Genomic DNA, 6,000 nt, shown 5'->3' with positions numbered 1-6,000 from the left:
CTAAAGCCGCTTGAGTCGGTTTTCCTCTCCGCGATCAATCACGGAGCTTCCAACCCTCCCAGGAGTTTTACGTGAGAGGGAAAGCGGGAGCAGCCGAGACGGTTTGCGATCGCCCCCTCGACCCCCGCTGTCCTCCTTCCCCCGTGGTGGGAAATGCCCAACCTTCGGACTCGATCCGAACCCTTTGGTATCGACCCCGAACCCCCGGCGGACGGCGGGAGCGAACCGTTCCTTCCCGAATTTCATCGGAATTGTCCCCGGTTGTACGGGTGCGGTATCAAGACTGATAAACTGGTAGTGAACCGGGATCTTAGGAAACTCTGACATGGAAAGTGTTGCGTACATCTTAGTTTTAACGCTGGCTCTCGGCGTCCTGTTTTTTGCCATCGCCTTCCGGGAACCCCCCCGCATCGGCAAATAACTCGCCCGAACAGCTTCATTTTTCGCATCCAATTGGGTGATGGGGACTGCAGGTGAATGCAAAACCGGGAAACGGGAGCGGACGCCAGTGCACCCCCCGATTCTCGACGGCACGCACCCCGACCGTCTTCCCTCCGAGGATGGAGTTCTCATCGCCCCATTGGATCGGGAACGGCCTTCGACCTTCACGAACGGCGAAACCTCAGATCAAAGGACGTCTATCATGCAATGTCCAGTCTGCCAGCACACCAGCAGCCGCGTACTCGAATCGCGCTCGGCGGAGTCGGGCAAAAGTATCCGGCGCCGTCGGGAATGCCTCAAGTGCAAACATCGATTTACCACCTACGAACGCATCGAATTCGTCCCCGTCACCGTGATCAAGCGGGACGGACGGCGGGAATCCTTCGATCGCTCCAAATTGTTGCGGGGTCTGGTGCGGGCCTGTGAAAAGACCGGGATCGCAGCCGCCGACCTGGAAAGCACCATCGAAGACATCGAAGCCGAACTGCAACAGCGATCGCTCCGGGAAATTCCCAGCCGAGAAATCGGCGAACTCGTCCTCGAACGGCTCAAAACCATCAGCGAAGTCGCCTACATCCGCTTCGCCTCCGTCTACCGACAATTTCAGGGCATCCGCGATTTTGTCGAAACCCTCGCCGACCTCAACTCGTCGGACACCGAAGATCGACGCCACGAACCGACCTCCGGCGATCGCCACCCCCGTCAACCCGACACCTCGGACATTCCGCCCGCCCCATCCGAACCCCTCCTGAGTTCTTCCAACTGAAGCGACAACCCGACCTTTTCGCGATCGCACGCCCACAATGTGCTAAAGTATGGCATAATGTATCTGCTATGAGTTAAACTAATAAACATTTAACTCCATACTAGAAAATCGGCTAACATCAAAACCCCCGTCGCACTCAGCCATTGGGGGTTGCGTCTTGTTTTTAGATCGAGTCGATCGGCCTGAATTCTATGGATCGCCGGTTTGCCCTCAAATCCGGGGCAGACGTTAAATCAAAAATGCCTGGGTCGCCGAACTGACTGGAATTCACGTTTTCTCGAACGCGCATCTGGTCACGCGGCTCAGAAGCAAGAAATTCTCAAGGCGACCCGAAACCGTACCCCCGCGAATCCGAACAAGTGCGCGGGGATCGTGTCAAAATGAAAAACGGTGTTAGCTTCGCCCGAGCTTCTCCCACCCTTGGGGAGCTATCCGGGGTAACAAGCTAACAAACCTGCAGTACGAACTCTCGAGAGTGGTACGCTTAAAAAGCCGGATGACAGATTTGCCATCGACCTGGGGAAGACAACACTGACTGACCCGGATGGCGATCGGGAGTCGCACCCAATTGGCGGTACTCTGTCCGGATGAGAAATCATTCTCGCCCCCGGGCGGGAGCGATCCGATCCGACACCCAGATGCCGACAGTTGGGGTGAAATGCCCCGATTTCGGGATTCCGACCGGTCGGACCCGAGTGCCAAGCGCGTCCGTCGCGGATGCCGCAACCGGCTGCCCTCTGTCAACTGTAAAACACAATTAAGGGGAGAAACTCTAGGAAAAACTCGCATGATCAATCAGACAGTCACAAGTAGAGATGTGGGCTTTACCCACGAAGATTTTGCCGCCCTGCTGGATCAGTATGATTATCACTTCAGTCCCGGGGATGTCGTTCCAGGGACGGTTTTCAGCCTGGAACCCCGGGGCGCTCTGATTGATATTGGTGCCAAGACCGCAGCCTACATTCCGCTACAGGAAATGTCCATCAACCGGGTGGAAAGCCCGGACGAGGTATTGCAGTCCAATGAGACCCGGGAGTTTTTTATCCTCACCGACGAGAATGAGGATGGACAGCTCACCTTGTCAATTCGTCGCATCGAATACATGAGGGCCTGGGAGCGGGTTCGCCAACTCCAAGCCGAGGACGCGACGGTTCGTTCCCAAGTTTTCGCGACCAACCGGGGTGGGGCTCTCGTGAGAATCGAAGGATTGCGCGGTTTTATCCCGGGTTCCCACATCAGCACCCGGAAACCGAAGGAAGAATTGGTTTCGGAAGAACTGCCACTCAAATTTTTGGAAGTGGACGAAGATCGAAACCGCCTGGTCCTCAGCCACCGCCGCGCCCTGGTGGAACGGAAGATGAACCGCCTCGAAGTCGGCGAAGTCGTCATGGGTACGGTCCGCGGTATCAAGCCCTACGGTGCCTTCATCGACATCGGCGGCGTCAGCGGTTTGCTTCACATCTCGGAAATTTCCCACGATCACATTGACACGCCCCACAGCGTCTTCAATGTCAACGACGAAGTTAAAGTCATGATCATCGACCTCGACGCCGATCGCGGTCGGATCTCGCTGTCCACCAAGCAATTGGAACCCGAACCGGGCGCGATGGTGAAGAACCCCGATCTGGTGTACGAGAAAGCCGAAGAGATGGCCGCGAAGTTCCGGGAAAAAATGATGGCCGAACAACAGGGAACCTCGGTCGTCGAAACCGAGCCGGAAATGGAGCCGGAAGTGGAACCGGAACCCCAATCTTCTGAGACCGAAGCGGAAGTCGAAACTGTAGATGAGCAACCCGTCGAAGAAACGGCGGTCGCGGGGGAAACCGACGCGGAACCTGAAGCGGACGCTCAGAGCGATTCGGAAGAAGAAGTTACGGTGGCGACCGAATAATCCCGACCGCCGTCGGAGTATCGAGCCAAAAAAAAGAGGGACACCCCTCTTTTTTTTTCAAGTTTGATGAGAAGATCAGTTGAACAGAGCCCCGAGGTGTCCCCGCGATCGCGGGTTGAACCGGGCTTTCCGAGTCCGCTCCGGAACCCCCCGGCATCTCGACTCGAGTTGACCCCGACCCCTTTTCCCAGCCGGCATTTGTCCCGATCTCGGAAACGGCCGGCAGAATTAAGTGGCAGGTGTGCGTCAACCGAAATGGGTGAAATTTCAGAACTGAGGGATCCTTGCTTTGCCCAGCATTCAAATTCAAGATCGGATTTTCGAGGACATCCGAGCCATCATCTTTGACAAAGACGGCACCCTGGAAGACTCCGAAGATGTCTTGAGACAACTCGGCCAGGTGCGATCGCGCCGCATCGATGCCCAAATTCCCGGCATCGGCGACCCCCTGCTCATGGCTTTCGGGATCGGGGGCGACACCCTCGACCCGACGGGGTTGATGGCGGTGGGCACCCGCCAGGAAAACGAAATCGCTGCGGCCGCCTACATCGCCGAAACCGGACGGGGGTGGATCGAATCCCGCGAAATTGCCCGCCGAGCCTTCGAGGAAGCCGACGAGCCGTTCAAAAATCGATCCCCCTCCCCCCTGTTTGTCGGCAGCTTGGAAGTGTTAAAATCCCTTTCGGAAGCCCGTCTAAAACTCGGGATTCTTTCGTCCGCCTCGACCGAACAGGTGCGGGCATTCGTCAGTCACCACCAGTTGGATAACTATTTCGGGTTCGTGCAAGGTGCACACAGCCATTTGAGTAAACCCGATCCGGTTCTATTTCTTCAAGCCTGTCAAACCCTCGGCGTCGAAGCGTCCGCGACGTTGATGGTCGGAGACTCGGCCGCAGATATTGAGATGGCAAAAAATGCCGGAGCCGCAGGCTGCATCGGCATTTGTTGGCGACGACAATCGGCAGATCACTTGCATGCGGCAGATGTCGTGATTTCCCAGATCGACGCCATTCAAATCGTCAATGAACGTCAACTCAACTGAGGCTCCCTTCCCCCAAAACTGGCGGCTGGCCGAACAAATGACCGGTTCCGCCCCCGTCGATCCTTCGTTGAGACCGGGCGAATTCGGAGGAAAAATTTGCTATATTAGACTGAATTCAAGGCTCGACTTGAATTCAGGTATTGAAATCGAAAATTGAACAGGAGGAAAGCATTGTCTCGCCAGTATCTCTTCACATCCGAATCCGTCACGGAAGGTCATCCCGATAAAATCTGCGATCAAATTTCTGATGCCATCCTAGATGCCCTCCTCGCCCAAGATCCGGAAAGCCGCGTGGCCGCGGAAGTGGTCGTCAACACGGGTCTGGTTCTGATCACCGGCGAAATTACCAGCAAAGCCCAGGTCAACTACATCGACCTGGCCCGCCAAAAAATCGCCGAAATTGGCTACGTCCACGCCGAAAACGGCTTTTCCGCCGATAGCTGTTCCGTCCTGGTCGCCCTCGACGAACAGTCCCCGGATATCGCCCAGGGCGTCGATGCGGCCCAGGAAAGCCGCGAAAAACTCAGCGAGGCAGTCCTCGACTCCGTGGGAGCCGGAGATCAGGGCTTGATGTTCGGCTTCGCCTGCGACGAAACCCCCGAATTGATGCCGCTGCCCATCAGTTTGGCCCACCGCATTTCCCGCCAACTGACGGCCGTGCGGAAAGACGGCACCCTGCCCTACCTGCGCCCGGACGGCAAAACCCAAGTTACCATCGCCTACGAAGACGATCGCCCCGTCCGCATCGACACCATTTTGATCTCGACCCAGCACCAGGCCGCCATCGGCGACATCGCCGACCCGAAAGCCGTCCAAGACCGCATTAAAGAAGACCTGCTGGCTAAGGTGGTGGGACCCGCCTTTGAAGGCATCGACATCAAACCGGACGATCAGACCCGGATGTTGGTCAACCCCACGGGCAAATTCGTGGTGGGCGGACCCCAGGGTGACTCCGGCTTGACAGGCCGCAAAATCATCATCGACACCTACGGCGGCTATTCCCGCCACGGGGGCGGCGCGTTCTCCGGCAAAGATCCCACCAAAGTAGACCGCACCGCCGCCTACGCCTGCCGCTACATCGCCAAGAACATCGTCGCGGCCGGGTTGGCCGAAAAGTGCGAGGTTCAGGTCAGCTACGCCATTGGGGTGGCCCGCCCGGTGAGCCTGTTCATCGAAACCTTCGGCACCGCCAAGGTGGACGAAGACAAACTGCTGCAAGTCGTCCGGGACAACTTTGAACTGCGGCCGGCCGGCATGATCCAAGATTTCGACCTGCGGAAGCTTCCCGGCTTGCGGGGCGGACGCTTCTTCCAGGATGTCGCGGCCTACGGCCACATGGGACGTCCCGACCTCGACCTGCCCTGGGAAAAAACCGACAAGGTGGAATTGCTCAAACAAGCCCTGCTGCAACCCCTGTCAACGGTCGGATAGGGGGCGATCGCGCCATCGCCACACCCCGGAGTCAATCTCCGCCGTCGGAGGTTGAGCCGGGAGTCGGAAAGAAAAGTCGGGGCGAGAACCCGTTCTCGCCCCGACCGCCATCTCCCGAGTTGAACCCCCCATTCATTGTTGATTTTCAATTGTCTCGAAAAGACGATTCATCACCTTCTATTAATCCCGAAGGGATTCCGAAATGGAAATTGCACCCGTCGAAAAAGACTTCCGAATTGGAGATCGTTTTTCTCGTCCGGTGCGGCGCGCCGGGGAATGGGAATGGTAAGCTAGAATTGGGTTTTCAACTCGATCGGTGTCCCCACATTTGGGCAGGGCAGCCATCGGCTTGAAATCATCATTTCGACCCGAGAAATCGTCAACCCGATGGCGATCGCTACCGTTCCGGCGGTGCAATGGAAGTGAAGT

6 protein-coding genes are annotated in these 6,000 nt (G+C 57.1%); all 6 read left to right on the top strand.

Annotated elements, in window-relative coordinates:
* The first annotated feature begins 71 nt into the window (after window positions 1-71).
* The 6 genes from AC0QHF_RS29215 (at window position 72) to metK (ending at window position 5,571) form a co-directional block, all read left to right on the top strand.
* Entirely contained in the window at window positions 72-287 is a 216-nt protein-coding gene (locus AC0QHF_RS29215) for a hypothetical protein (RefSeq protein WP_324707801.1), read from the top strand.
* A 38-nt stretch (window positions 288-325) separates the two neighbouring features.
* Complete coding sequence (locus tag AC0QHF_RS29210; RefSeq protein ID WP_006619121.1) at window positions 326-421, top strand: photosystem II reaction center protein T; 96 nt, start codon at window positions 326-328, stop codon at window positions 419-421.
* Between the two features lie 222 nt (window positions 422-643).
* Window positions 644-1,207 (top strand): transcriptional regulator NrdR, encoded by a 564-nt coding sequence (gene nrdR, locus AC0QHF_RS29205; protein ID WP_324707800.1) that lies wholly within the window; start codon window positions 644-646, stop codon window positions 1,205-1,207.
* 787 nt (window positions 1,208-1,994) lie between these two features.
* Window positions 1,995-3,098 carry a 30S ribosomal protein S1 gene (locus tag AC0QHF_RS29200; protein WP_324707799.1) on the top strand — a complete coding sequence of 368 codons (1,104 nt, stop codon included), beginning with the start codon at window positions 1,995-1,997 and terminating at the stop codon, window positions 3,096-3,098.
* Window positions 3,099-3,387: 289 nt separating this feature from the next.
* Window positions 3,388-4,140: an HAD family hydrolase gene (locus AC0QHF_RS29195; protein WP_324707798.1), complete on the top strand. Its 753-nt coding sequence runs from the start codon at window positions 3,388-3,390 to the stop codon at window positions 4,138-4,140.
* 171 nt (window positions 4,141-4,311) lie between these two features.
* Window positions 4,312-5,571 (top strand): methionine adenosyltransferase, encoded by a 1,260-nt coding sequence (metK, locus tag AC0QHF_RS29190; protein ID WP_324707797.1) that lies wholly within the window; start codon window positions 4,312-4,314, stop codon window positions 5,569-5,571.
* Window positions 5,572-6,000: the final 429 nt, after the last annotated feature.

The organism is Lyngbya sp. CCY1209, from assembly GCF_055795065.1.
The sequence above is the reverse complement of the archived record's forward strand: the minus strand, read 5'-3'. Positions and strand labels throughout refer to the sequence as shown.